Below are 25750 nucleotides of genomic sequence, written 5' to 3'. Positions count from 1 at the left end.
TTTTGCTGAAGTATCGTCTCATAACTGCTTTGATTTTGATTCCGGTTGTCATTGGTGCACTGTTCCTGCTTCCGCCGGTTGGTTTTGCTATTGTTACTCTCTTTGTCTGTATGCTTGCAGCATGGGAGTGGGGTCAATTAGCTGGATTTGCCAGTCGTTCACAGCGCATTTGGTTAGCTATACTTTGTGGTTTCCTACTTGTTTTGATGCTGCTTAGCCTTCCGGCCTATCAGCATTCAGTTCATCTTCCACAAGTGAGTGTTCCTCTCTGGCTCTCTATAGGCTGGTGGCTCGCTGCATTGCTGTTGGTGCTTACATACCCACGCTCTGCTGTGTTCTGGCGCGATTCACGTCTCTTACGTATAATTTTCGGCATTCTGACCATTGTCCCCTTTTTCTGGGGCATGGTGGCATTACGCCAGTATGGTTATGACCAGCACCACAATATTGGTGCCTGGTGGCTGTTATACGTGATGCTTTTGGTGTGGGGCGCAGATTCTGGTGCTTACATGTTCGGTAAGTTATTCGGTAAACATAAATTAGCGCCTAAAGTCTCACCAGGTAAAACGTGGGAAGGATTAATTGGCGGTTTACTGACATCAGCTCTGATATCATGGCTGTTTGGTCGATATGCTCCATTGGATATCATCCCAGAAAAGCTGCTAATCTGTTCCGTGGTTGCTGCATTGGCCTCGGTACTCGGCGATTTGACCGAAAGTATGTTTAAACGTGAAGCGGGAATCAAAGACAGTGGTCATTTGATTCCTGGTCATGGTGGGATACTGGATCGTATCGATAGCCTGACCGCAGCTGTGCCGGTATTTGCCTGCTTAATGCTGTTAGTGTTTTAATCCGTCGCTGACGGGGAGTTTAGGGAATTATGATGAGCATACTCTGGAGCCTGGCCGCGTTTATTATCGCACTGGGGATCTTAATTACAGTGCATGAGTTCGGTCACTTTTGGGTGGCACGGCGCTGTGGTGTCCGTGTCGAACGCTTTTCTATTGGTTTTGGCAAAGCCCTATGGCGTCGAACTGATCGCCAGGGTACTGAGTATGTTATCGCCCTTATCCCGTTGGGTGGCTATGTTAAGATGCTGGATGAGCGCGTGGAGGCTGTTGCACCGGAGCTTCGCCATCAATCTTTTAACAATAAAACTGTTTTACAACGCGCGGCAATCGTCAGCGCGGGTCCTATAGCTAACTTCCTTTTTGCTGTCATTGCTTACTGGCTGGTGTTTATCATTGGTGTGCCAAGTGTACGTCCGGTTGTGGGGGATATTTCTCCACAATCTATTGCTGCACAAGCCAATATTTCTCCGGGAATGGAACTTAAGTCTGTAGATGGTATCGAAACGCCTGACTGGGATTCTGTTCGTTTGGCATTAGTTAGTAAAATTGGCGACAAGCAAACACAAGTTGGCGTAGCCCCATTTAGTTCTGCCAACGCGCCTGATTCTGTCAACAACCCGGATTCTGTCAACAACATAGTACAAAAGACGTTAGATTTGCGTCAGTGGCAATTCGAGCCTGATAAGCAAGATCCTGTCGTTGCACTGGGTATCATTCCTCGTGGTCCGCAGATTGAATCCGTCCTGGCAGAAGTTCAACCAGGGTCAGCGGCGCAAAAGGCGGGTTTACAAGCGGGGGATAGGATCGTTAAAGTTGGCGGTCAATCACTGGATCGTTGGCAAACATTTGTTTTGCAGGTTCGTGATAACCCCGGTAAGCCACTGGTGTTAGATATTGAAAGGGGAAGTACCCCCTTGTCTTTAACCTTGATACCAGATACAAAATCGGTGGGAGCAAACCGCAGTGAAGGTTTTGCGGGCGTAGTGCCGAAAGTTATACCGCTTCCGGATGAATATAGAACGATTCGCCAATATGGCCCGTTCACGGCACTCTACCAAGCTGGGGATAAAACCTGGCAGTTGATGCGGTTGACGGTAAACATGTTGGGTAAACTGATTACTGGTGATGTTAAGCTGAATAACCTGAGTGGCCCGATATCTATTGCACAAGGTGCTGGGGTTTCAGCTGAGTACGGATTGGTGTATTACCTAATGTTTTTGGCACTGATCAGTGTCAACTTAGGTATTATCAATCTGTTCCCGTTACCGGTATTAGATGGTGGACATCTGCTCTTCCTGGCGATAGAAAAGCTCAAGGGTGGGCCGGTTTCTGAGCGAGTACAGGACTTCAGTTATCGCATTGGCTCTATTTTGCTAGTGTTATTAATGGGGCTTGCACTTTTCAATGATTTCTCCCGTCTTTAACGGCAGGAGATAGGTTAGGAAGAACGCATAACAACGATGGCGATGAAAAAGTTGCTCATAGCGTCGCTGCTGTTTGGCAGCGCCACCGTATACGGTGCAGACGGGTTCGTAGTGAAAGATATTCATTTCGAAGGCCTGCAACGGGTCGCCGTCGGTGCGGCGTTACTTAATATGCCGGTTCGCGTAGGCGATACCGTCAGTGATGATGACATCGGTAAAACTATTCGTGCGTTGTTTGCTACAGGCAACTTCGAGGACGTTCGTGTCCTGCGCGATGGTGATACGCTGATTGTTCAAGTCAAAGAACGCCCAACGATTGCCAGCATCACTTTCTCCGGTAACAAAGCGGTGAAAGATGACATGCTTAAGCAGAATCTGGAAGCCTCTGGCGTCCGGATTGGCGAAGCCCTGGACCGTACCACTATATCCAGCATTGAAAAAGGACTCGAAGATTTCTACTACAGTGTGGGTAAATACAGCGCTTCAGTGAAGGCTGTTGTTACACCACTGCCACGTAATCGTGTCGATCTTAAATTGGTCTTTACCGAAGGTGTTTCTGCAAAAATTCAGCAGATTAATATCGTCGGCAACCACAGTTTCACCACTGATGAGCTAATCTCGCGCTTCCAATTGCGTGATGAGGTGCCATGGTGGAACGTGGTCGGTGATCGTAAATATCAGAAGCAGAAACTGGCGGGCGATCTTGAAATCTTGCGTAGCTTCTATCTGGATCGCGGCTATGCGCGCTTTAACATCGATTCAACTCAGGTGAGTTTGACGCCAGATAAAAAAGGCATCTATATCACCATCAATATTACCGAAGGCGATCAATACAAGCTTAACAGCGTCGTTGTGAGCGGTAATCTTGCAGGCCATCAATCTGATGCTGACAAACTGGTCAAGATTGAGCCGGGTGAGTTATATAACGGCAGCAAAGTCACGCGCATGGAAGAAGACATCAAGAAGATGTTGGGCCGTTATGGCTATGCCTATCCGCGTGTCGTGTCTCAACCTGAAATTAACGACGCTGATAAAACCGTCAAACTGCATATCAATGTAGATGCGGGTAACCGTTTCTATGTCCGTAATGTTCGTTTCGAAGGTAATGACACCAGTAAAGACTCCGTATTGCGTCGTGAAATGCGTCAGATGGAAGGTGCATGGCTAGGTAATGATCAGGTCGAAGCGGGTAAGGAACGTCTGAACCGTTTAGGCTATTTTGAAACCGTTGATGTTGAAACTCAGCGCGTGCCAGGAACAGCTGATCAGGTCGACGTGACCTACAAAGTTAAAGAACGCAACACAGGTAGCCTAAACTTTGGTATCGGTTACGGTACTGAAAGTGGCGTGAGCTTCCAGGTTGGTGTTCAACAGGATAACTGGCTGGGTACGGGTAATACTGTTGGCATTAACGGTACGAAGAACGACTACCAGACCTACGCTGAATTTACCTTAACCGACCCTTACTTCACCGTTGATGGTGTCAGTTTGGGCGGGCGTATCTTCTATAATGATTTTAAAGCAGATAATGCAGATCTATCTGGCTATACCAACAGCAGTTATGGTGTTGATGGTACTTTAGGCTTCCCAATCAATGAGAATAACTCATTGCGTGTCGGCTTAGGTTACGTCCATAACGATCTGTCAGATATGGAACCGCAAGTTGCAATGTGGCGATATCTTGACTCTGTTGGTCAAGATCCTAATCTGATTGACCGTGCAGGTTTCACTGCCGACGATTTCACACTGAATCTGGGTTGGACATATAACAACCTTGATCGTGGTTTCTTCCCAACCAAGGGTGTTAAATCATCAGTAAATACCAAAGTAACTGTACCGGGTTCTGATAACGAGTTCTATAAAGTGACTTTCGATACCTCTGCGTATCAGCCGTTAGATGAAGACCATTCGTGGGTGCTCTTGGGCCGTGGTCGCTTGGGTTATGGCGACGGTATTGGCTCTAAAGAGATGCCATTCTACGAAAACTTCTATGCCGGTGGCTCTAGTACAGTTCGTGGTTTCCGATCAAATAACATCGGGCCTAAAGCGGCATACTATAATGCTAATGGAACCGTAAGAGACTCTACCGATGCTGTCGGGGGTAACGCGATGGCGGTGGCCAGTTTAGAGCTGATTACACCGACACCATTTATCAGTGAGAAATACGCTAACTCTATACGTACCTCATTCTTTATTGATTCCGGTACGGTATGGGATACCAATTGGGAAAATACCGCAGCCACACGAGCTGCTGGCATACCTGATTACAGTAAAGCGAGTAATATTCGTGTGTCTGCCGGTGTGTCATTGCAATGGATGTCTCCATTGGGGCCATTAGTGTTCTCATATGCTAAACCGGTTAAAGATTACGAAGGCGATAAGTCAGAGCAATTCCAGTTTAACATTGGTAAAACCTGGTAATTGGTTGGCAAAGCAGTACTGAATTTTCAAGACAGCACTGGTAGTTGGAGAAACCTAAAGTAGCGTTGGCCTAGGTCGGCGCTATCTTAGGCATTATTCAGCATTAAGTGCACTTCAAGGTGTCTCTGACACAAACGGGTAATGGTAAGGAGTTTATAGTGAAAAAGTGGTTGTGTGCCGCAAGTCTTGGTTTAGCATTGGCAGCTTCTGCCAGCGTTCAAGCCGCTGACAAAATTGCTATTGTTAATGTTTCCAGCATTTTCCAACAATTACCTGCGCGTGAAACCGTAGCTAAGCAGCTGGAGAATGAATTCAAAGGCCGTGCAACCGAATTGCAAGGGATGGAGAAAGATCTGCAGACTAAAATGCAGAAACTGCAACGCGACGGTTCTACCATGAAGGCCAGTGATCGTACTAAGCTGGAAAGCGACGTAATGAAACAGCGTGAAACTTTCTCAACTAAAGCCCAGGCTTTTGAGCAAGATAATCGCCGTCGCCAGATGGAAGAACGCAACAAAATTCTGAGCCGTATTCAGGATGCTGTGAAATCTGTTGCTAGCAAAGGCGGTTATGATGTGGTGATTGATGCGAATGCTGTTGCATACGCAGACCCTGCTAAAGACATTACTGCTGACGTGCTGAAACAGGTTAAATAAAACATGCCTTCAATTCGACTGGCTGATTTAGCCCAGCAGTTGGATGCACAGGTGCACGGTGATGGCGATCTCGTCATCACCGGCATCGCTTCTATGCATTCTGCCGAGCCTTCGCAAATCACATTTTTGTCAAACAGCCGTTATCAGGAACAACTCGCCACTTGTCATGCTGGTGCTGTGGTGTTAACTGAGGCTGACTTACCTTTCTGTAAATCTGCGGCTTTGGTGGTTAAAAATCCTTATTTAACCTATGCACGTATGGCGCAGATAATGGATACCACACCTCAACCGGCGCAAGATATTGCACCAAGTGCAGTTATCTCCGCGCAAGCAACCCTGGGAGATTGTGTCTCTGTCGGTGCTAATGCGGTGATAGAGTCTGGTGTTGTGCTGGGTGATAACGTGATTATCGGTGCTGGCTGCTTTATTGGTAAGAATACTCACATAGGTGCTGGTAGCCGTTTGTGGGCCAATGTCTCCGTTTATCATGAAGTTGTGATTGGGCAAAACTGTCTGATTCAATCCGGTACGGTCATTGGTGCAGATGGTTTTGGCTATGCAAATGATCGTGGTAATTGGATAAAAATCCCACAGCTCGGTTCTGTACATATTGGCGACCGCGTTGAGATTGGTGCTTGTACAACGATTGACCGTGGTGCACTGGATAATACGATTATTGGTAATGGCGTCATCATTGATAACCAATGTCAGATTGCACATAACGTTGTGATTGGCGACAATACCGCAGTTGCGGGTGGTGTTATCATGGCGGGTAGTCTGAAAATTGGCCGCTACTGTATGATAGGTGGTGCCAGCGTGATCAATGGTCACATGGAGATTTGTGACAAAGTCACAATTACTGGAATGGGAATGGTGATGCGCCCAATCACTGAACCTGGGTTATACTCCTCCGGTATTCCGCTACAACCGAATAAAGTTTGGCGCAAGACAGCTGCTTTAGTGATGAATATTGATGGGATTAATAAGCGATTAAAAGCTATTGAGCGTAAAATCGATAAAGAATAATCACTCAAGCCCGACACTCTGAGCGAATAATTAAGCTTATTGGCAATTGATGCCAAAAGTAGATACCCAAAGAAATTGGTGTTGTAGCTAGCATCACCGTAGTTTCAGTACGAAGGGTATACAGAGTTCCTAATTTGCGGCCTGCCTAATGCCTCCCTTTTGGGGCTGTGCAGGCCGTGTTGTTGATAGCATCAGTTTTTTAGACAGGAAGAGTATTTTGACTACTGACACTCATACTCTGCATATTGAAGAGATTTTGGATCTACTCCCGCACCGTTTTCCGTTCTTGCTGGTAGATCGCGTCCTTGATTTTGAGGAAGGAAAATTTCTGCGTGCAGTGAAGAACGTCTCTTTCAACGAGCCATTTTTCCAAGGCCACTTTCCGGGCAAGCCAATCTTTCCTGGTGTGCTGATTTTAGAAGCGATGGCTCAGGCTACTGGGATTTTGGCCTTTAAGAGCCGTGGTAAACTTGAACCGGGTGAGCTTTATTATTTTGCTGGTATCGATGAAGCTCGCTTCAAACGTCCGGTAGTCCCTGGCGATCAAATGATCATGGAAGTTGAGTTTGTCAAAGAACGCCGTGGTCTGACTCGTTTTACTGGTGTTGCGAAAGTAGATGGTGAAATTGTTTGTACGGCTACTATGATGTGTGCTCGTAGCAAACCCGCGACACCGCCAGCAGAACCTGTAGTTGCAAAGGAGTCCTGATACGTGATTGACAAAACGGCCGTTATCCATCCAAGTTCTATTGTTGAAGAAGGCGCAGTTATTGGCGCTGGCGTTCATATTGGCCCCTTCTGCTTTGTCGGATCCCAGGTGGAAATCGGCGCTGGCACGGAACTGAAGTCCCATGTCGTCGTTAATGGAATAACAAAAATCGGCTGCGATAATCAGATTTACCAATTTGCTTCTATTGGTGAAGCAAATCAGGATCTGAAATATGCAGGCGAGCCAACTCGAGTCGAGATCGGTTCACGTAACCGTATCCGCGAAAGCGTTTCTATCCACCGTGGCACAGTGCAAGGTGGTGAATTGACAAAAGTAGGCAACGATAATTTACTGATGATCAATGCCCATATTGCCCATGACTGTATCATTGGTGATCGTTGTATTCTTGCGAATAATGCAACGTTGGGTGGTCATGTGGAAGTTGACGATTATGCCATTATTGGTGGTATGACAGCTGTTCATCAATTCTGCGTAATCGGTGCGCATGTTATGGTGGGTGGTTGTTCTGGCGTTGCTCAGGACGTGCCTCCGTTTGTCATTGCTCAGGGTAACCATGCGACACCGTTCGGTATTAATATCGAAGGGTTGAAACGCCGTGGTTTCGACAAAGAATCACTTCACGCTATCCGCAATGCGTATAAGTTGCTGTATCGCAGTGGCCGGACATTGGATGAAGTGAAGCCCGAAATTGCCGAATTAGCGGAACAATATCCGGCGGTTAAGGCATTCAGTGACTTCTTTGCTCGCTCCACTCGCGGCATTATTCGCTGATCTATGCAAAATAGCCCATTATCTGTTGATCGTCCGTTAAGTGACGGGCGTCCTTTAACGATAGGTTTAGTCGCCGGAGAAACGTCTGGCGACATCCTGGGTGCAGGGTTAATTCGTGCACTGAAAGCTCAGGTGCCTGATGCGCGCTTTGTCGGTGTCGCAGGGCCTCTGATGCAAGCTGAAGGATGTGAAGCCTGGTTTGAGATGGAAGAGTTGGCAGTGATGGGCGTTGTTGAAGTACTAGAGCGGCTGCCACGTCTGCTGAAAATCCGAAAAGATCTGACCCAGCGTTTTAGTGAGCTATCCCCAGATGTTTTTGTCGGTATCGATGCCCCTGATTTCAATATCACCCTTGAAGGGCGCTTGAAACAGCGAGGTATCCGAACCATTCATTATGTCAGCCCGTCAGTGTGGGCCTGGCGACAAAAACGTGTTTTCAAAATAGGCAAAGCGACTGATATGGTGCTTGCTTTTCTCCCTTTTGAAAAAGCGTTTTACGACCGTTTTAATGTTCCTTGCCGTTTTATTGGTCATACCATGGCCGATGCCATGCCGTTAGCCCCTGATAAACAAGCCGCAAGAGTAGAGCTGGCTATTGCGCCGAATGTGCCTTGCTTAGCCTTATTACCAGGGAGTCGTCACTCTGAAGTTGAAATGCTCAGTGGCGATTTTCTGCGTACAGCAGTGCTCCTGAGGGAGCAACTGCCTGAACTGGAAGTGCTGGTTCCCCTCGTTAACAGCAAACGACGTGAGCAGTTTGAGCGAATTAAGGCCGAGGTTGCCCCTGATTTATCCGTGCATTTACTCAATGGTAATGCCCGCGCGGCGATGATCGCCAGTGACGCAACACTGTTGGCATCCGGTACTGCGGCGCTGGAGTGTATGCTAGCTAAATGCCCAATGGTGGTCGGTTACCGTATGAAACCTTTCACTTTCTGGTTGGCAGAGCGCCTGGTCAAAACGCCCTATGTTTCGTTACCGAATCTGTTAGCGGGCGAAGAGTTGGTGACGGAGCTGCTACAACAAGAGTGTCAGCCGCAAAAATTAGCCGACGCGCTGTTGCCGTTATTGCAAGGTGGTGAAGCGGTTGAGGTATTAAAAGCGCGTTTTCTGATCTTGCATCAGAGCATTCGCTGTGGCGCAGATGAGCAAGCTGCGCAGGCGGTATTGGAGTTGGCAGGACGATGACTGATATTTTTATATATCCGCAGGCAAATCTGATTGCTGGTGTGGATGAAGTTGGCCGTGGCCCTTTAGTCGGCGCGGTTGTCACTGCGGCCGTGATCCTTGATCCTAAACGGCCAATCGTAGGACTTGCTGATTCGAAAAAATTGAGTGAAAAGCGCCGCTTATCACTTTATGACGAAATTACTGATAAGGCATTATCGTGGAGCCTTGGTCGCGCAGAGCCAGAAGAGATAGATCGCCTGAATATATTGCACGCGACGATGCTGGCTATGCAAAGGGCGGTTGCAGGGCTGCATATCGCCCCTGATTATGTTTTGATTGATGGTAACCGCTGCCCGAAACTGGCTATGCCGTCATTGGCCGTGGTGAAAGGCGATAGCCGAGTGGCAGAAATCAGCGCTGCCTCGATCTTGGCTAAAGTGACGCGAGATCGTGAAATGACTGAGTTGGATCGCCATTTTCCTGAATATGGTTTTGCGCAACATAAAGGTTATCCAACCGCTGTCCATTTGGAAAAATTGTCCGCCTTCGGTGCGACAGAGCATCACCGGCGTAGTTTCGGCCCGGTTAAACGTGTGCTGGGTTTGGTGTAATCCACTAGTGGTATTCACGAAATAAAGCAACATCCATAACGTATGGATATGATTCCTCAGCAGAAAATCGCTGAGGACATGATTCAATCCACTAATTTCTGGTATCTGGATATGGCCGAACCTCGTTTTGTCCACCTGCGTGTTCACAGCGACTACTCCATGATCGATGGATTAGCCAAGATTGGACCCTTGGTGAAAAGAGCTGCTGCGCTAGGTATGCCCGCTCTGGCCATTACCGACTTCACTAACCTCTGCGGCTTGGTGAAATTCTACGGTAGCGCTCATGGTGCTGGGATTAAGCCCATCATTGGCGCAGACTTCTATGTGCAAAGCGAAATCCTGGGTGATGAATTAGCCCACCTCACTGTGCTGGCACGCAATAATGAAGGTTATCAAAACCTGACTTTACTGATCTCCGAAGCCTATCAACGTGGTTATGGCGCTGCTGGGCCTATCATTGATCGTGATTGGTTGATCCGGCATAAAGAGGGGTTGATCCTGCTATCTGGTGGCCGGATGGGGGATGTCGGCAAATTTATTTTGCGTGGTAATCAGATTCAGGTTGATCAGTGTCTTGAGTTTTATCAGGAGCATTTTCCTGGCAGCTACTATCTGGAATTAATTCGTACCGGTCGCCCGGATGAAGAGAATTATCTGCATGCCGCTGTAGCATTAGCTACTGAGCGCGGCTTGCCGGTAGTGGCGACCAATGATGTGCGTTTTATCGATGAATCAGATTTTGATGCCCACGAAATCCGGGTCGCCATCCATGACGGTTTTACGCTGGTTGATCCTAAGCGGCCCAAAAATTATAGCCCTCAGCAGTTTATGCGCGATGAAGAGCAGATGTGTGAACTGTTCGCGGATATCCCTGAGGCACTGCTCAACAGTGTTGAAATCGCCAAACGTTGTAATGTGACCATTCGCCTCGGGGAGTATTTCTTACCGCAATTCCCGACCGGTGATATGAGTACAGAAGATTTTCTGGTCGAGAAGTCGAAACAAGGTTTGGAAGAGCGACTTGAGCTACTCTTCCCAGATCCTAAAGAGCGAGCACAGAAACGACCAGAGTACGACGAGCGCCTGGAAATTGAGCTGAAAGTGATTAACCAGATGGGTTTTCCTGGTTACTTCTTGATCGTAATGGAATTTATCCAGTGGTCGAAAGATAATGGTGTACCAGTCGGGCCGGGTCGTGGTTCGGGTGCGGGTTCTTTGGTGGCGTATGCGCTAAAAATTACCGACCTTGATCCATTGGCATTTGACCTGCTGTTCGAACGTTTTCTCAACCCAGAACGAGTCTCAATGCCCGACTTCGACGTTGACTTCTGTATGGAGAAACGCGATCTGGTGATTGAGCATGTGGCGGACATGTATGGTCGTGATGCGGTTTCCCAGATTATTACGTTTGGTACTATGGCGGCGAAAGCTGTTATTCGCGATGTTGGGCGCGTACTGGGCCACCCCTATGGCTTTGTCGATCGAATCTCCAAGTTAGTCCCACCAGACCCAGGCATGACCCTGGAAAAAGCTTTCGCCGCTGAGCCACAACTGCCTGAAATTTATGAGGCAGATGAAGAAGTTAGAGCGTTGATTGATATGGCACGCAAGCTGGAAGGGGTAACGCGTAACGCCGGTAAACATGCCGGTGGTGTGGTTATCGCTCCGACTAAAATTACTGATTTTGCACCGCTATATTGCGATGCAGAAGGCAACAACCCCGTTACCCAGTTCGATAAAAATGATGTGGAATATGCCGGGCTGGTGAAGTTCGACTTCCTAGGTTTGCGAACACTCACTATCATTAACTGGGCACTGGAGATGATTAACGCCCGGCGCGCCAAAACCGGGCTAGAGCCCATAGATATTGCCTCTATTCCGCTGGAAGATAAAAAAAGCTTCGATATGCTGCAACGTTCGGAGACGACAGCGGTATTCCAGCTTGAATCCAGAGGCATGAAGGATCTTATCAAGCGTCTGAAGCCTGACTGTTTCGAAGATATGATCGCACTGGTGGCGTTATTCCGCCCCGGTCCGCTGCAATCAGGGATGGTAGATAACTTTATTGACCGCAAACATGGCCGTGAAGCGATATCTTATCCGGATATTGAGTGGCAACATGAGTCCTTGAAACCGGTGCTTGAGCCGACTTATGGCATCATTTTGTATCAAGAACAGGTCATGCAGATAGCCCAGGTTCTGTCTGGTTATTCACTCGGCGGCGCGGATATGTTGCGTCGTGCGATGGGTAAGAAAAACCCGGCAGAGATGGCTAAACAGCGCTCTGTATTTGAAGATGGTGCGAAAAGTCAGGGCGTTGACGGCGAACTAGCAATTAAGATTTTTGACCTGGTAGAGAAATTTGCCGGTTATGGTTTCAACAAATCTCACTCTGCAGCATACGCATTGGTTTCTTACCAGACCCTTTGGTTGAAAGCGCATTATCCGGCTGAATTTATGGCAGCAGTCATGACCGCTGACATGGATAACACGGATAAAGTGGTTGGCCTGGTCGACGAATGCTGGCGTATGGGGCTGAAAATCCTACCTCCTGATATCAACAGCGGTCTGTATCATTTCCATGTTAATGATGAAGGCGAAATCGTTTATGGTATCGGGGCCATCAAAGGTGTGGGCGAAGGGCCGATTGAGGCCATGCTGGAGGCCCGTAAAGAGGGTGGACACTTCAAAGAATTATTTGATTTGTGTGCCAGAGTCGATACCAAAAAGCTCAATCGTCGCATCTTAGAAAAATTGATTATGTCCGGTGCTTTTGACCGCCTGGGGCCGCACCGTGCTGCTTTGATGAGTTCGTTGGGCGAAGCATTAAAAGCTGCTGACCAGCATGCTAAGGCCGAAGCTATTGGTCAGGCAGATATGTTTGGTGTATTGGCTGATGCGCCTGAGCAGGTTGAGCAATCTTATGCTAATGTGCCGCCGTGGCAGGAACAAATTGTCTTAGACGGTGAACGGGAAACGCTGGGGCTGTATCTGACCGGTCACCCGATCACCCAATATCTCAAGGAGATAGAGCGTTATGCCGGCGGGCAGCGTTTGAAAGATATGCATCCGACGGATCGGGGCAAAATGACCACCGCAGTGGGGCTGGTTATCGCTGCAAGAGTTATGGTAACAAAACGCGGGAATCGTATTGGTATTTGTACTTTGGATGACCGCTCCGGGCGTCTGGAGGTGATGCTATTCACCGATGCGTTGGAAAAATATCAGCATTTATTGGAAAAAGACCGTATCCTGATAGCCACCGGACAGGTCAGCTTTGATGACTTTAGTGGTGGACTTAAAATGACCGCCCGTGAGTTAATGGACATCAGTGAAGCTCGTGAAAAATATGCCCGTGGGCTTGCTATATCGCTGACCGACAGGCAAATTGATGACCAGCTTTTGAACCGTCTCCGTCAATCGTTGGAACCCCATCGAGCGGGGACGATCCCAGTGCATCTTTATTACCAGCGGGAAGATGCTCGCGCCCGGCTGCGGTTTGGAGCCACATGGCGCGTGACGCCCACCGATCGCTTATTGATAGATTTGCGAACGCTGGTAGGTAATGAGCAGGTGGAACTGGAATTTGACTAAAATAGGAATGCTATGAGTCTGAATTTTCTTGATTTTGAACAGCCGATTGCAGAGCTGGAAGCGAAAATTGACTCGCTGACTGCAGTCAGCCGTCAAGACGAAAAATTAGATATTAATCTGGATGAAGAGGTCCAGCGTCTACGTGAGAAAAGCCTCGAGCTGACGCGGAAGATTTTCTCGGACCTCGGCGCATGGCAGATTGCCCAACTGGCACGCCATCCTCGTCGTCCTTATACCCTGGATTATATCGCTAATATCTTTACCGATTTCGAAGAACTGGCAGGCGATCGCGCCTATGCTGACGATAAAGCTATCGTCGGTGGCATTGCTCGTTTGGATGGTCGCCCAGTGATGATCATTGGTCATCAAAAAGGTCGTGAAACCAAAGAGAAGATCCGCCGCAACTTTGGTATGCCTGCGCCGGAAGGTTATCGTAAGGCACTGCGTCTGATGGAGATGGCTGAGCGCTTTAAGCTGCCAATCATTACTTTTATCGACACACCAGGGGCTTATCCGGGGGTTGGCGCAGAAGAGCGAGGTCAATCTGAGGCCATCGCACGTAACCTGCGTGAGATGTCACGACTGAATGTACCTATCGTTTGTACCGTTATCGGTGAAGGGGGGTCTGGTGGTGCATTAGCTATCGGTGTTGGCGATAAAGTGAATATGCTGCAATACAGTACCTATTCCGTTATCTCCCCTGAGGGCTGTGCTTCTATCCTGTGGAAAAGCGCAGATAAAGCGCCATTAGCCGCAGAAGCTATGGGCATCACCGCGCATCGGCTCAAAGAGTTGAAGATGATTGACTCCGTTATCCCTGAGCCGTTAGGTGGCGCCCACCGTGATTATTTAGCGATTGCTGCTTCACTGAAAGCACAATTGCTGGCGGACCTCAGTGATTTGGATGTTCTGAATGAAGAAGAGCTATTGAATCGTCGTTATCAGCGTTTGATGAACTACGGCTACTGCTGAGTTTATTGCCCATTGAGAAAAACCGGTGCAGAATTTAAGCGCCGGTTTTTTTTATCTATTTTTTGCCGAATACCTGAGTTTGGCTAAAGCATATATAGCCTAAATAACTTGAGTGCAGGAAGGTCGCCAACGCACAGGCAACCTGAAGTACGCATGAACATGCAGACTTAATTTAACGGAGGTTATATGCTGGCAATACGTCAGGTTCACCATATTGCGATCATTGGCTCAGATTATCAGGCCAGCAAAAAATTCTATTGTGAGGTACTGGGCTTCAATTTGCTTAGTGAGGTTTATCGCGCAGAGCGCGATTCGTGGAAAGCTGATCTGGCGTTAAATGGGCAATACACCATCGAATTATTCTCCTTCCCTTCACCGGCACCGCGCCCGAGTCGCCCAGAAGCTTGTGGTTTGCGACATCTGGCTTTTCAGGTTGATGACATTGAACAGGCCGTCAGTGAACTCGACGCTGCTGGGGTGATTTGCGAAGCGGTTCGCATTGATCCTTATACTCAATCACGTTTTACTTTCTTTAATGACCCAGATGGTTTACCACTGGAGCTCTATGAATTGATGCCGGAATAACATGAACCCAGTCCCTGCTACGCCAAATGTTTTACTTAACCCCGTGTTCGCACAATTGGGGGGACATCGCAATTTTCTGGTGGGATTCAGTGGTGGCTTGGATTCGAGTGTATTGCTGCATTTATTGGTCTGTATACGTGACCAACTCATTCCTGAACTGAAAGTACGTGCCATTCATATTCACCATGGCTTAAATCCGCGGGCAGATGGTTGGGTAAAGCATTGCCAACAACAATGTGAGCGATGGCAAATTCCACTCGAAGTGGTTCGAGTGAGTATTGATTCCCGTAACAATGGTATTGAGGCGGCAGCCAGAACGGCTCGCTATCAGGCCTTCTCTTCACATTTAGCAGCCGATGAAGTGTTACTTACAGCCCAGCATCTGGATGACCAATGTGAGACCTTCCTGCTTGCTCTCAAGAGGGGCAGTGGCCCGGCAGGTTTATCCGCAATGGCTGCTAAAATGCCCTTTGCCCACAGCCAGTTATTGCGACCTTTACTGAAATTTTCCCGCGAAACGCTAGAGAGCTATGCCCGAATCCAGCAATTACAGTGGATTGAAGATGACAGTAATCAGGACGATCGTTTCGATCGTAATTTCCTGCGCTTGAGAATTCTGCCTTTACTTCATCATCGTTGGCCGCATTTCGCGCAGGCCACGGCACGTAGTGCGGGTTTGTGTGCCGAGCAAGAACAACTATTGGATGAGTTGTTGGCTGAGAGTGTGCGACAACTAAAAAATCACCATGGCGCGCTCTCCATTGAGGGGCTACTGCTGGCGTCAGAGGCTAAGCGAGCGGCAATACTGCGCCGTTGGTTAGCAGAGAGAGGAGCCTCAATGCCGTCGCAGAGCCAGTTACAAAGATTGTGGTTGGAGGTCGCGATGGCCAGGCAGGATGCAGAGCCTCAATTAACCCTCGGTGCTTATCAGGTTCGCCGTTTCCAGCAATATCTCTACTTGGTACTGGCACTGAAAGAGATAGGTGTAGATCATCTCTCTTGGGCAACGGCTGAGGATAAAGAGGTGCTACCTGAACCCTTGGTTCTGCCAGCCAATCTAGGTGTCCTGAGCTTGAGTACCAGTGGTGGGCAAGCGGTAAGAGCTGCTGCTGTTGGCGACGAGATCAGTATAGGTTTTGGATTGCATGGCGACGTCAAAATTGTCGGGCGGCACCATTCGCGCCGAGGAAAGAAGATATGGCAGGAGTTAGGTATTCCGCCATGGCAGCGGGAACGTATTCCGTTGCTCTATTTTGGCGAGCAACTGATTGCCGCTGCTGGGGTTTTCGTGACTCAGGCGGGGCAGGCGAAAGAAGGCGAGCCGTGCTGGTATCTGAATTGGACCAAAGCGGAATAATAATAAATAGACCCAATAGATTTCAGGGGGCGGGAAGGCGGCAAACAAACGTCGCCAACAGGCCCGAAATTGGCAAAATACTGTGTGAGGAGCAATGATGAAATTTGTCGTCAGTACATTGGTCGTTCTCGGCCTGTGCAGTTTTTCGGCGCTGGCAAAAAATGATATCGAGGCTGGGCGAGTGAAGTCAGCCAGTTGTGTGGCTTGCCATGGCATGAATGGCAAAGTTTCAGTGCCGATGTACCCTAATCTGGCTGGACAGAATGCGCTCTATTTGGAGCAATCATTGGCCGCGTATAAAAAAGGTGGGCGTACAGGGGGGCAGGCTGAAGTGATGCGGGCTTATGTGTCTAACTTATCTGACGAGGATTTTTCTGACCTGGCCGCTTACTATGCCAGTCTTAAACCTTAATATGCCGGTTTAGCAGCTTAAACTTTGGGGCCGCTGAAAAGCGGCCCATATAAAGCGTGGAAACTATGATGCACTCACCACGACAGTCCCGATTTCGGGATGACTGAAACTGGCAATATGGTCCAGACGTAACTCACGCATAGCTCCGTCTTGTTCGACAATCAGGTACTCGACCTTTTTTCTCAGCAGCAGATCGCTAGCTTTACCTTCCACGATCTCGCCGCCTCTCAACTTCAACGTCAGTATCAGGTGATGTTGGCAGGCGAGTTCCAGATTATCGTAGTCATCACAGTTGATGGGTTGATACTCTTCACTCATCGACATAATCGCTCACCAATAAGTTAGCGGCGGCATAGGCCGCCTGTTCCCTAACGGAGGACGGGAGTGCGTCGTTAGCCGCAACTTCGTCCAATGCTTTCAATACACAACGCAGGGCGTCTGGCACGTAGCCAAGGTCACCACTTCCTATTTCGGCATAAAAACGGCGTACTAATTCACAGTATTGCTGCACAGTAATCCTCCTGGAAAAGTTTAACCCGGTAAATTCTCAGCGGAAACAGCACACTGTCAACCTACGAAGATAAACTCTGAACTTATAAGGACTATAGCACAGGAGTGATGGAGATATTAGAGTGGAAGATAAGGTTTCTTTTTAGTATTGATGCCACTAATAACTCTCTTTACACAGGGTTGTCTGGCTGCTGGCAGACCTAATCAAGTACACTGTCCGCCAGATAATTAAGAGGTCACCCATGGCACTAAAAGCAACCATCCATAAAGCCGCTATTAACATTGCTGATATGGATCGTAATTTTTTTCAGGATGTTAACCTGACGATAGCGCAACACCCCTCCGAAACCGACCAGCGCATGATGCTGCGTTTATTAGCGTGGATTTGTCATGCAGATGAACGTTTACAGTTTACTAAGGGGCTGAGCGCCGATGATGAGCCGGAAATCTGGCGTCACAACGATCACAATGGCATTGAACTCTGGGTAGAATTAGGGCTGCCAGAGGAGAAACGGTTACGAAAAGCCTGCAATCAGTCACAGCACGTTGTGCTGTATGCCTACAGTGAGCGGGCGGCTAAAGTGTGGTGGCCACAGGTCCAGGATAAGCTCTCTGGACACCGCAATCTTCAAGTGCGCTTCCTTGATGATGAACAGATGGCAAAGTTGGCTGCGTTGTCTAACCGAAATATGTCATTACAGGCCACCTTGCAAGAGGGAACTATCTGGTTATCAGATGATAAGAATAGTCTGGAAATTAGTTTTGCCGAATGGCAGAGCAGTGGGCAATAAGTGTGCTGATTATATCTAATAGCGTCAGCCTACCCGACAGCGAGATTGAGCTGACCGCGATCCGAGCGCAGGGGGCAGGAGGCCAGCATGTTAATAAAAGCTCAACCGCTATCCATTTGCGCTTTGACATCAAGGCATCAAGCCTGCCAGAGTATTATAAAGAAAGGTTATTATTGCTAAATAGTCATTTGATGACGGCTGAAGGTGTGGTCATCATTAAAGCGCAGGAGTACCGCAGCCAGGATATGAATCGTGAGGCGGCATTAGCGCGGCTGGTGGCATTGATTCGTCAGGCCATGGTCGTGGAAAAGCCCCGTCGGGCGACGAAACCCACCAAAGGCTCAAAAATCAGGCGAGTTGAAAGCAAAGTCCGCAAAGGGGCAACCAAAGCGCTGCGCGGAAAAATAGATCAGGGGTGATGCCTGGATGGCTTCATGCCTTATATATCGCACACAGTATGGGAGAGTGACTGTGAGTAAATTAGCAATAACGCTGTTTGTGGCAGTAGGTGCGCTGTCACTCTTCGGTTGTAATAATAGGTATCAGCCGGTAGAGCAGGTTTTACAACCGATGCAGCAAAGTTATCAGGGGGTATTACCCTGTGCAGATTGCAGCGGACTGGATACCTCGCTGTTTCTTAATAGCGACGGCACATTTGTCCTAAAAGAGATTTATCGTGGCAGTAAAGAGGGTGATCAAACTTTTGCTGAATATGGTAAGTGGGCGCGTACTGCGGATAAATTGGTGTTAACCAATGGGCAGGGAGAAAAACGTTATTTCCGCCCCGTGGGTAAGAATCTGGTGATGCTTGATCAACAGGGGTTGCCGATCCAATCTACGTTGAATTATCAGTTGGTGCCGAGCGAACAATCTTTGCCTAAAACGCCGATGTCATTAAGTGGCATGTATAAATACTTTGCGGATGCCGCACTATTTACTGATTGTGCAACCGGCAAAACTTTCCCAGTAGAGAATAGTATCGCGCTGGAGAAAGGGTATCTGAAAGCGCGTAAAAATGCCGGTGAACCTGTATTTCTGACGCTCAATGGTCACTTTGATATTCGGCCTTCGATGGAAGAGGGACAATCGGATAAAACATTGATCCCGGCGGGTGATGATATTCAGTTCAATGCTAATAAAAGCTGCGACAGCCAATAAAATCGGTTCGTCGCTGAAATAAAAAGCCGCTGGTGGCGATTACCCAGCGGCCTGACGATCAAAATACCTAACTTAGCGTTTGATCTGACTCAGCAAGAAATCAATGATTTCGCTGGTTTTAATCATTTGCTTTTCGCCAGCACGGCGATGTTTGTATTCCACTTCTTCGCTATCAAGATTGCGGTCGCCAATCACGATATTGTGTGGCACACCAATCAATTCCATATCAGCAAACATCACACCTGGGCGCTCTTTACGATCGTCAAGAATAACGTCAATGCCATGTGAACGCAGCGTGGCATACAACTCTTCCGCCAACTCTTTCACTCGGAAGGATTTGTGCATATTCATTGGCAAAATTGCAACCTGGAATGGCGCGATCGCATCTGGCCAAATAATGCCACGGTCGTCATAATTCTGCTCAATCGCCGCAGCAACCACACGAGACACCCCGATACCATAACAACCCATGGTCATCACTTGGTTACGGCCATCCTCGCCCTGAACCGTGGCTTTCATCGCTTCGGAGTATTTGGTCCCGAGCTGGAAGATATGGCCCACTTCGATCCCGCGCTTGATTTGCAGTGTACCTTTACCATCAGGACTGATATCGCCCTCAACCACATTACGCAAATCAGCAACTTGTGGCAGCGGCAAATCGCGCTCCCAGTTAATACCGAAGTAGTGTTTATCGTCGATATTCGCGCCCGCACCGAAGTCACTCATCACTGCCACGGAGCGGTCAGCGACAACCAGCAGTGGCAGATTAACCGGCCCAAGTGAGCCAGGGCCTGCACCGATTGCCGCACGAATCTCCTCTTCGCTGGCAAAGGTCAGTGGTTTGGCAACTTGTGGCAACTTCTCTGCTTTGATTTCATTTAATTCGTGGTCACCGCGCACCAGCAGCGCCACCAACTTATGTCCACTCTCTTCATGAGCATGGACCAATAAGGTTTTCACTGTTTTCTCAATCGGCAGTTTGAACTGCTCGACCAATTCAGCGATGGTTTTTGCATTGGGGGTATCAATGATACGCAGCTCTTCTGTTGCCGCGGCCCGTGGTTCAGTAGGGGCCAGCGCTTCAGCGAACTCAATGTTAGCGGCATAATCAGAATCGGTTGAGAAAACAATATCGTCTTCGCCACTTTCTGCCAGCACCTGGAATTCGTGGGATGCGCTGCCACCGATGGAGCCAGTATCTGCCAGCACAGCACGGAAATTCAAATCCATACGTTCGAAAATCTTACTGTAAGCGGTATACATCGCGTCGTAAGTTTCCTGCAACGACTCCTGAGTGGTATGGAAAGAGTAGGCATCTTTCATCAGGAATTCGCGAGCACGCATCACGCCAAAACGTGGGCGAACTTCATCACGGAACTTAGTCTGGATCTGGAAGAAATTCAGCGGCAGCTGTTTGTAAGAGTTGATCTCACCGCGGATCAGGTCAGTAATCACTTCTTCATGAGTCGGGCCGAGAACAAAAGGGCGCTCGCCGCGATCAACAAAACGTAACAGCTCAGGGCCATACTGTTCCCAGCGGCCACTCTCCTGCCACAAGTCAGCCGGTTGCACCACCGGCATTGAAACCTCGATAGCACCCGCATTATTCATCTCTTCGCGCACGATGTTTTCGACTTTCTTTAACACCCGGACCCCGGTCGGTAACCAGGTATAGAGACCTGATGCCAGTTTACGGATCATCCCGGCGCGGAGCATCAACTGGTGGCTGATCACTTCAGCATCGGCAGGTGTCTCCTTAAGAGTGGAGAGCAAATATTGGCTAGTACGCATGATGTTTTGGTTCCATTGGCACTGCAACAAGTAGAGGCAGCCAAAAAAGTAAAAAGTAGTTTAGTTTACCAGTGAGTACGGGTTGTCAAAAGAGAGCAGGGCGAAATTTAACGTGGGTCGATGGATAACACTTCTGTTTGTTGGCCCATAACCCGCCAGCGCACATTAAATTCAAGCAGTAGAACAGCATACTCGCGGTTGTCGTTATCATCTTTGCGGTAGGCGGGACGCGGGTCCTGCGCTAAAACCTGAGTGATAAAACGCCGCAAATTCGGATACTGTTGTTGTTGCTGTGCTAACTGCTGTTCGGCGGTGGTGGAGAAGCAAACTTGCATGTTAGCATCAGGCGCTAATTGAGCAAAACCCGCGCGCGCTTGCGGTTGACTCTCCGCAAAAGGGAGATAGGGCTTGATATCAATCACTGGCGTGCCATCAACCAGATCCAAACTGCCCAATGCTAAAATCACCTCGCCACCTTGGCAGCGCACCCCTTTTAGCTCAATCAGAGACATCCCAATCGGGTTAGGGCGAAAAGTGGAGCGGGTAGCAAAAACGCCCATTCGGGCATTGCCGCCTAAACGTGGCGGGCGAACCGTCGGACGCCAGCCGCCATCCATGGTTTGATGGAAAACAAACATCACCCATAGATGGCTGAAATCAGATAAGCCCCGCACGGCCTCTGGCTGATTATAGGGTGCTAATAGTTGTAACTCACCCCCACCATCCTCAATCAAACCGGGTTGCCGTGGCACGGCAAACTTCTCTTTATAGGGTGAACGGATCACGCCGATCTGATTAAAGGAGAACAGACTCATTTTGAGGAAACGCTCAGTGCTGAACCTTGGCACACCGCTTGTTGATAACAGCCAAGGATACCACTTTGTATTTCACATTGATGGAGTAAGACCGCATTGGCTTTCATATAAGATGCGCGGGTCTGCATTCTTTTACGGGCGGTTGCAATGCTGGGTGGAGAGTCCTGAACTGTCGATTGGCAAGATTCACCGGACACTTCCCCTAAGTCACGGAAAGGCTTGCCGACAAGCTCTTCCGCGCTTTTATAAAGTTTTACCGGAGCCGGGCGAGGGGCTACCGTTGGGCTGGTTTTAGTCACCGGAGACGGTTGTTTAACCGGGGTTTCTGTGGTGGATGGCTTTGATTGAAGCATAGAGCATCCCGTTAGCGAAATAGCTAACAGACACAGAGGTAACGCACGCATAGAAATTCCTCAGCCTTTTTATTTAAGAGGCGCTATTGAAGCAATCTATTATGCAAATAACAAGACGGGCTATAGCCCGTCTTGCAATATATTTAGCAAACACTGAATTTAGTTAGCGTGGTATTCAGCAAAATAGCCAATTGATGATTACCAGCCTTTAACTGCACCGCCATTGAAGGCTTTATTTGCTGCGTCGTAAACTTCGTCAGACTGGTAAGCCTGAACAAATTTCTTCACATTTTCCGCATCTTTATTATCTTCGCGGGCCACGATCAGATTGACGTAAGGTGACTCTTTATCTTCCACAAACAGGCCATCTTTCGCTGGCGTCAGGCCAATCTGGCTTGCATAGGTGGTGTTGATAATGGCCAATGCTATCTGTTGGTCATCCAAAGAGCGTGGTAACTGAGGTGCTTCCAGTTCAACCAGTTTCAGGTTTTTAGGGTTTTCAACCACATCCAGCACGGTTGGCAACAAGCCAACACCCTCTTTCAGCTTAATCAGGCCCACTTTTTGCAGCAGTAACAGAGAACGGCCCAGGTTAGTCGGATCGTTTGGCAGTGCGACCTGAGAGCCAGGTTGTAACTCTTCCAATGATTTGATTTTCTTAGAGTAACCAGCAATCGGGTAAACGAATGAGTTACCTACGGAAACCAACTTGTAGCCACGATCTTTGATTTGCTGATCCAGATAAGGTTTATGCTGGAAGGCGTTCAGGTCAATATCACCTTTGCTCAGTGCTTCGTTTGGCAATACGTAGTCGTTGAAAGTGACCAGTTCAACATCCAGGCCATATTTGTCTTTTGCTACTTTCTGCGCAACTTCAGCAACTTGTTGCTCAGCACCGACAATGACACCCACTTTAATGTGGTTTGGATCTTTTTCTGCCGGGCCGCAACCCACGAGAGCCAGAGTACCAATGAGTGCGCTGACTGCCGCGATAGATTTGAATTTTAAAGACATATCCCTTCCTCTATAGACATTCGTTAAGGTGCGCCGCTGTGTGAGGCAGTCGCTATGTAATTTATGTGGCAACAACTAATTTATGTGGCAACAACTACTTGTGGGTAACGGCTTTTACAATCCGATCGCCACTGAGCTGGATTAGATAAACCAGAATTACTAATAATACTAATACCGTATTCATTACAGTGGCGTTATAACCAATGTAACCATACTGGTAACCGATTTGGCCTAGGCCACCGGCACCGACAGCCCCCCCCATAGCAGAATAGCCTACCAGGGTAATCAGGGTAATTGTGGCGGCATTGACCAGGCCAGGAAGGGCCTCAGGCAACAGCACCTTTTTAATGATTTGCATTGGCGTTGCACCCATTGCACGCGCGGCTTCAACCAAACCGGACGGGATCTCCAGCAGGGCGTTCTCTACCATTCGGGCAATAAAGGGTGCTGCACCGACGGTTAACGGCACAATCGCGGCCTGCAAACCAATAGATGTACCGACTATCATTCGCGTAAATGGAATCATCCACACCAATAAGATAATGAAAGGTATAGAGCGGAAGATATTCACTACCCCAGACAGTGTTCGGTAAATCTTATTGTTGGCAATAATTTGCCCAGGACGGGTGACATACAGCAGAACCCCGACCGGTAGCCCCAAAACAAAACCAAAGAAACCGGACACAAAAGTCATCATTAGAGTTTCCCAGACGCCTCGGCCCATTAACCACATCATTGCCTCAGACATAACCCAGAACCTCTACTTTTACATGATGATCTTGCAAGAACTTGATGGCAGCTAGGCCATCTTGAGTGTCGCCATGTAGCTCAGCCAGCATGACACCAAACTTAACGCCGCCGGCATAATCCATTTGCGAGCTAAGAATACCGATATCAATGTTGAAACGGCGCACTGCTTGTGAAATCAGCGGCGCATCAACAGACTTACCGGTGAACTCCAGTTTCAGCAGTGGGACGCGATCCGCCGCTGGCTCTTGAGTCATACGCTTGGCGTAATCCTCCGGAATATCCAAATGCAGGGTTGATTGGATAAATTGTTGAGCCAGCGGGGTTTTCGGATGAGAGAACACTTCGCTGACACTATCTTTTTCAATCAATTTACCGTCACTAATAACGGCGACTTGATCACAGATGCGCTTCACCACATCCATTTCATGGGTGATCAACAAAATTGTGAGGCCCAAGCGGCGGTTAATATCTTTTAGCAATTCCAGAATTGAGCGGGTCGTTGCCGGATCCAGTGCGCTGGTGGCTTCATCACACAGCAGAACTTTAGGATTGCTGGCCAGCGCGCGAGCAATAGCAACACGCTGCTTCTGCCCTCCTGATAAGTTCGCGGGATAAGCATCTTGCTTATCAGCCAGGCCGACTAAATCCAACAGCTCGGTTACTCTCTTCTTTATATCTGCGCGTGATCTGTTGTCCAATTCAAGCGGCAACGCGATATTGCCATACACGGTACGGGAGGCGAGTAAATTAAAATGCTGAAAAATCATGCCAATTTGACGACGAGCGCGCGTCAACTGGCCTTCTGATAAGGTGGTGAGATCTTGACCATCTACCAGGACTTGCCCGCTGGTAGGGCGCTCTAGCATATTGGCGCACCGAATCAGTGTACTTTTACCGGCACCTGAAGCACCGATAACGCCATAAATTTGCCCAGCGGGGACGTGTAGGCTCACGTCTGAAAGCGCGGTAATCGTGCGCGAACCCTGCTGGAATACTTTGCTGATGTGAGAAAGTTTAATCATATTATTCTTATTTTATCGTTATTTCCGTGGCTAGATATGAAGTCAACTTCAGCAGAACCGAAGTATGGATTGGATGTTAAGGCGTCTAGACGGCTAAGTCAACTGGCAACACTGATTCTCTTCCATTCTCAATCGGTAATAAAACATGCGATACTAACGGGATGTACAGCCTTCAGGAGCAGATAAGTGACTCAGCCCGTCCCCGCAATATTTTTAGATCGTGATGGTACAATTAATGTCGACCACGGTTATGTTCACGAAATTGACAAGTTTCAGTTTATAGACGGTGTAATTGATGCATGCTGTGAATTGAAAGAAATGGGTTTTGCTTTGGTATTAGTCACCAATCAATCGGGCATTGCACGCGGTATGTTTACCGAAGAACAGTTCTTAAGCCTAACTGAGTGGATGGATTGGTCCCTTGCTGATCGTGGTGTTGATTTGGACGGCATCTATTTCTGCCCACATCATCCCGATGGCAGTGTCGCGGAGTTCAGCGAAGCATGTGAATGCCGCAAGCCACTGCCAGGCATGTTACTGCAAGCGCAAAGTGAAATTAACATCGATATGGCTTCTTCTTATATGGTTGGCGACAAAATTGAAGATATGCAGGCAGCATTAGCAGCGAATATTGGTACTAAGGTTCTGGTGCGCACCGGCAAACCAGTCACGGCAGAAGGCGAAGCTGCGGCAGATTGGGTGCTAAATAGCCTGGCAGATCTGCCAAAAGCGATAAAAGAGCGTCATAAATCACCTTTATGTTCAAATAATCAGCAAACGGAAAAAACTTTAATATAAACCCTTGCCATTCTGAAGCGGCTCCCTATAATGCGCATCCATCGACACGGCGCTGTGAGCAACTTCACAAAGTAGCCGAGTAGAGCAGAGGAAATTAAGTGATTGACTCTGTGGCGGGAAAGCGTATTATCTGCCTCCCGCGTTACCGTAAGATTCGCCGAAAGGTTA

At 48.4% G+C, this 25750-nt stretch carries 26 protein-coding genes; 18 read left to right on the top strand and 8 right to left on the bottom strand.

What is annotated here, in order from left to right; genetic code table 11:
• Window positions 1–2 precede the first annotated feature (2 nt).
• The 14 genes from cdsA to AACW11_RS09590 all read left to right on the top strand — a co-directional run bounded on the left by cdsA (window position 3) and on the right by AACW11_RS09590 (window position 16580).
• Window positions 3–851, top strand: a complete 849-nt coding sequence (gene cdsA / locus AACW11_RS09655; protein WP_212586617.1) for a phosphatidate cytidylyltransferase — start codon at window positions 3–5, stop codon at window positions 849–851.
• 29 nt (window positions 852–880) lie between these two features.
• Entirely contained in the window at window positions 881–2275 is a 1395-nt protein-coding gene (rseP, locus tag AACW11_RS09650) for a sigma E protease regulator RseP (protein WP_212586616.1), read from the top strand.
• A 36-nt stretch (window positions 2276–2311) separates the two neighbouring features.
• A complete protein-coding gene (bamA, locus tag AACW11_RS09645; protein WP_005276119.1) occupies window positions 2312–4696 on the top strand; it encodes an outer membrane protein assembly factor BamA in 2385 nt (794 codons plus the stop codon).
• 158 nt (window positions 4697–4854) lie between these two features.
• Window positions 4855–5352: a molecular chaperone Skp gene (gene skp / locus AACW11_RS09640; protein ID WP_212586615.1), complete on the top strand. Its 498-nt coding sequence runs from the start codon at window positions 4855–4857 to the stop codon at window positions 5350–5352.
• A gap of 3 nt (window positions 5353–5355) precedes the next feature.
• On the top strand, window positions 5356–6378 hold the full coding sequence (gene lpxD, locus AACW11_RS09635; RefSeq protein ID WP_212586614.1) for a UDP-3-O-(3-hydroxymyristoyl)glucosamine N-acyltransferase: 1023 nt from the start codon (window positions 5356–5358) through the stop codon (window positions 6376–6378).
• Window positions 6379–6595: 217 nt separating this feature from the next.
• Window positions 6596–7087 (top strand): 3-hydroxyacyl-ACP dehydratase FabZ, encoded by a 492-nt coding sequence (fabZ, locus tag AACW11_RS09630; RefSeq protein WP_004874503.1) that lies wholly within the window; start codon window positions 6596–6598, stop codon window positions 7085–7087.
• Between the two features lie 3 nt (window positions 7088–7090).
• Window positions 7091–7879 carry an acyl-ACP--UDP-N-acetylglucosamine O-acyltransferase gene (lpxA, locus tag AACW11_RS09625; RefSeq protein ID WP_212586613.1) on the top strand — a complete coding sequence of 263 codons (789 nt, stop codon included), beginning with the start codon at window positions 7091–7093 and terminating at the stop codon, window positions 7877–7879.
• 3 nt (window positions 7880–7882) lie between these two features.
• A complete protein-coding gene (lpxB, locus tag AACW11_RS09620) occupies window positions 7883–9067 on the top strand; it encodes a lipid-A-disaccharide synthase (RefSeq protein WP_212586612.1) in 1185 nt (394 codons plus the stop codon).
• Window positions 9064–9660, top strand: a complete 597-nt coding sequence (gene rnhB, locus AACW11_RS09615) for a ribonuclease HII (protein ID WP_212586611.1) — start codon at window positions 9064–9066, stop codon at window positions 9658–9660. Before lpxB ends, rnhB begins: the two co-directional genes overlap by 4 nt.
• Before the next feature lie 111 nt (window positions 9661–9771).
• Window positions 9772–13254 carry a DNA polymerase III subunit alpha gene (gene dnaE, locus AACW11_RS09610; RefSeq protein ID WP_212586639.1) on the top strand — a complete coding sequence of 1161 codons (3483 nt, stop codon included), beginning with the start codon at window positions 9772–9774 and terminating at the stop codon, window positions 13252–13254.
• Between the two features lie 12 nt (window positions 13255–13266).
• A complete protein-coding gene (gene accA, locus AACW11_RS09605) occupies window positions 13267–14226 on the top strand; it encodes an acetyl-CoA carboxylase carboxyl transferase subunit alpha (protein ID WP_048617213.1) in 960 nt (319 codons plus the stop codon).
• A gap of 186 nt (window positions 14227–14412) precedes the next feature.
• Entirely contained in the window at window positions 14413–14811 is a 399-nt protein-coding gene (locus AACW11_RS09600) for a VOC family protein (RefSeq protein ID WP_212586610.1), read from the top strand.
• A 1-nt stretch (window position 14812) separates the two neighbouring features.
• On the top strand, window positions 14813–16168 hold the full coding sequence (gene tilS, locus AACW11_RS09595) for a tRNA lysidine(34) synthetase TilS (protein ID WP_212586609.1): 1356 nt from the start codon (window positions 14813–14815) through the stop codon (window positions 16166–16168).
• A 94-nt stretch (window positions 16169–16262) separates the two neighbouring features.
• Window positions 16263–16580, top strand: a complete 318-nt coding sequence (locus AACW11_RS09590; protein WP_212586608.1) for a c-type cytochrome — start codon at window positions 16263–16265, stop codon at window positions 16578–16580.
• 63 nt (window positions 16581–16643) lie between these two features.
• On the opposite strand, the gene rof is transcribed toward AACW11_RS09590, so the two are convergent.
• Window positions 16644–16904: a Rho-binding antiterminator gene (gene rof, locus AACW11_RS09585; RefSeq protein ID WP_019211527.1), complete on the bottom strand. Its 261-nt coding sequence runs from the start codon at window positions 16902–16904 to the stop codon at window positions 16644–16646.
• Window positions 16891–17091 (bottom strand): YaeP family protein, encoded by a 201-nt coding sequence (locus AACW11_RS09580; protein ID WP_002212152.1) that lies wholly within the window; start codon window positions 17089–17091, stop codon window positions 16891–16893. Before AACW11_RS09580 ends, rof begins: the two co-directional genes overlap by 14 nt.
• Before the next feature lie 241 nt (window positions 17092–17332).
• Between AACW11_RS09580 and AACW11_RS09575 the strand changes: the two genes are divergently transcribed.
• From AACW11_RS09575 to nlpE, 3 genes are read left to right on the top strand one after another with little or no spacing between them, the layout of a single operon-like run.
• Window positions 17333–17881: a YaeQ family protein gene (locus tag AACW11_RS09575; protein ID WP_212586607.1), complete on the top strand. Its 549-nt coding sequence runs from the start codon at window positions 17333–17335 to the stop codon at window positions 17879–17881.
• Window positions 17882–17883: 2 nt separating this feature from the next.
• Window positions 17884–18300 carry an alternative ribosome rescue aminoacyl-tRNA hydrolase ArfB gene (gene arfB / locus AACW11_RS09570; protein ID WP_212586606.1) on the top strand — a complete coding sequence of 139 codons (417 nt, stop codon included), beginning with the start codon at window positions 17884–17886 and terminating at the stop codon, window positions 18298–18300.
• A 52-nt stretch (window positions 18301–18352) separates the two neighbouring features.
• Window positions 18353–19039 (top strand): envelope stress response activation lipoprotein NlpE, encoded by a 687-nt coding sequence (nlpE, locus tag AACW11_RS09565; protein WP_212586605.1) that lies wholly within the window; start codon window positions 18353–18355, stop codon window positions 19037–19039.
• 72 nt (window positions 19040–19111) lie between these two features.
• Here the strand turns inward: nlpE and proS are convergent, their stop codons facing one another.
• The 6 genes from proS to metN all read right to left on the bottom strand — a co-directional run bounded on the left by proS (window position 19112) and on the right by metN (window position 24784).
• A complete protein-coding gene (gene proS / locus AACW11_RS09560; protein ID WP_212586604.1) occupies window positions 19112–20830 on the bottom strand; it encodes a proline--tRNA ligase in 1719 nt (572 codons plus the stop codon).
• Between the two features lie 107 nt (window positions 20831–20937).
• The gene (gene tsaA, locus AACW11_RS09555; protein WP_032898246.1) at window positions 20938–21645 is read right to left on the bottom strand and encodes a tRNA (N6-threonylcarbamoyladenosine(37)-N6)-methyltransferase TrmO; all 708 of its coding nucleotides are present in this window, start codon (window positions 21643–21645) and stop codon (window positions 20938–20940) included.
• On the bottom strand, window positions 21642–22049 hold the full coding sequence (gene rcsF, locus AACW11_RS09550) for an Rcs stress response system protein RcsF (protein WP_212586603.1): 408 nt from the start codon (window positions 22047–22049) through the stop codon (window positions 21642–21644). Before rcsF ends, tsaA begins: the two co-directional genes overlap by 4 nt.
• A gap of 147 nt (window positions 22050–22196) precedes the next feature.
• A complete protein-coding gene (locus tag AACW11_RS09545; RefSeq protein ID WP_005276171.1) occupies window positions 22197–23012 on the bottom strand; it encodes a MetQ/NlpA family lipoprotein in 816 nt (271 codons plus the stop codon).
• Between the two features lie 94 nt (window positions 23013–23106).
• Entirely contained in the window at window positions 23107–23760 is a 654-nt protein-coding gene (locus tag AACW11_RS09540; RefSeq protein ID WP_032813821.1) for a methionine ABC transporter permease MetI, read from the bottom strand.
• Window positions 23753–24784, bottom strand: coding sequence for a methionine ABC transporter ATP-binding protein MetN (gene metN / locus AACW11_RS09535; RefSeq protein ID WP_212586602.1), 1032 nt, complete (start codon window positions 24782–24784; stop codon window positions 23753–23755). The genes AACW11_RS09540 and metN overlap by 8 nt, the downstream gene beginning before the upstream one ends.
• 186 nt (window positions 24785–24970) lie before the next feature.
• Between metN and gmhB the strand changes: the two genes are divergently transcribed.
• A complete protein-coding gene (gene gmhB / locus AACW11_RS09530; protein WP_212586601.1) occupies window positions 24971–25582 on the top strand; it encodes a D-glycero-beta-D-manno-heptose 1,7-bisphosphate 7-phosphatase in 612 nt (203 codons plus the stop codon).
• Window positions 25583–25750: the final 168 nt, after the last annotated feature.

The sequence above is a fragment of the Yersinia sp. Marseille-Q3913 genome (assembly GCF_963892745.1).
GTDB classification, from domain to species: domain Bacteria; phylum Pseudomonadota; class Gammaproteobacteria; order Enterobacterales; family Enterobacteriaceae; genus Yersinia; species Yersinia bercovieri.
The sequence above is the reverse complement of the archived record's forward strand: the minus strand, read 5'-3'. Positions and strand labels throughout refer to the sequence as shown.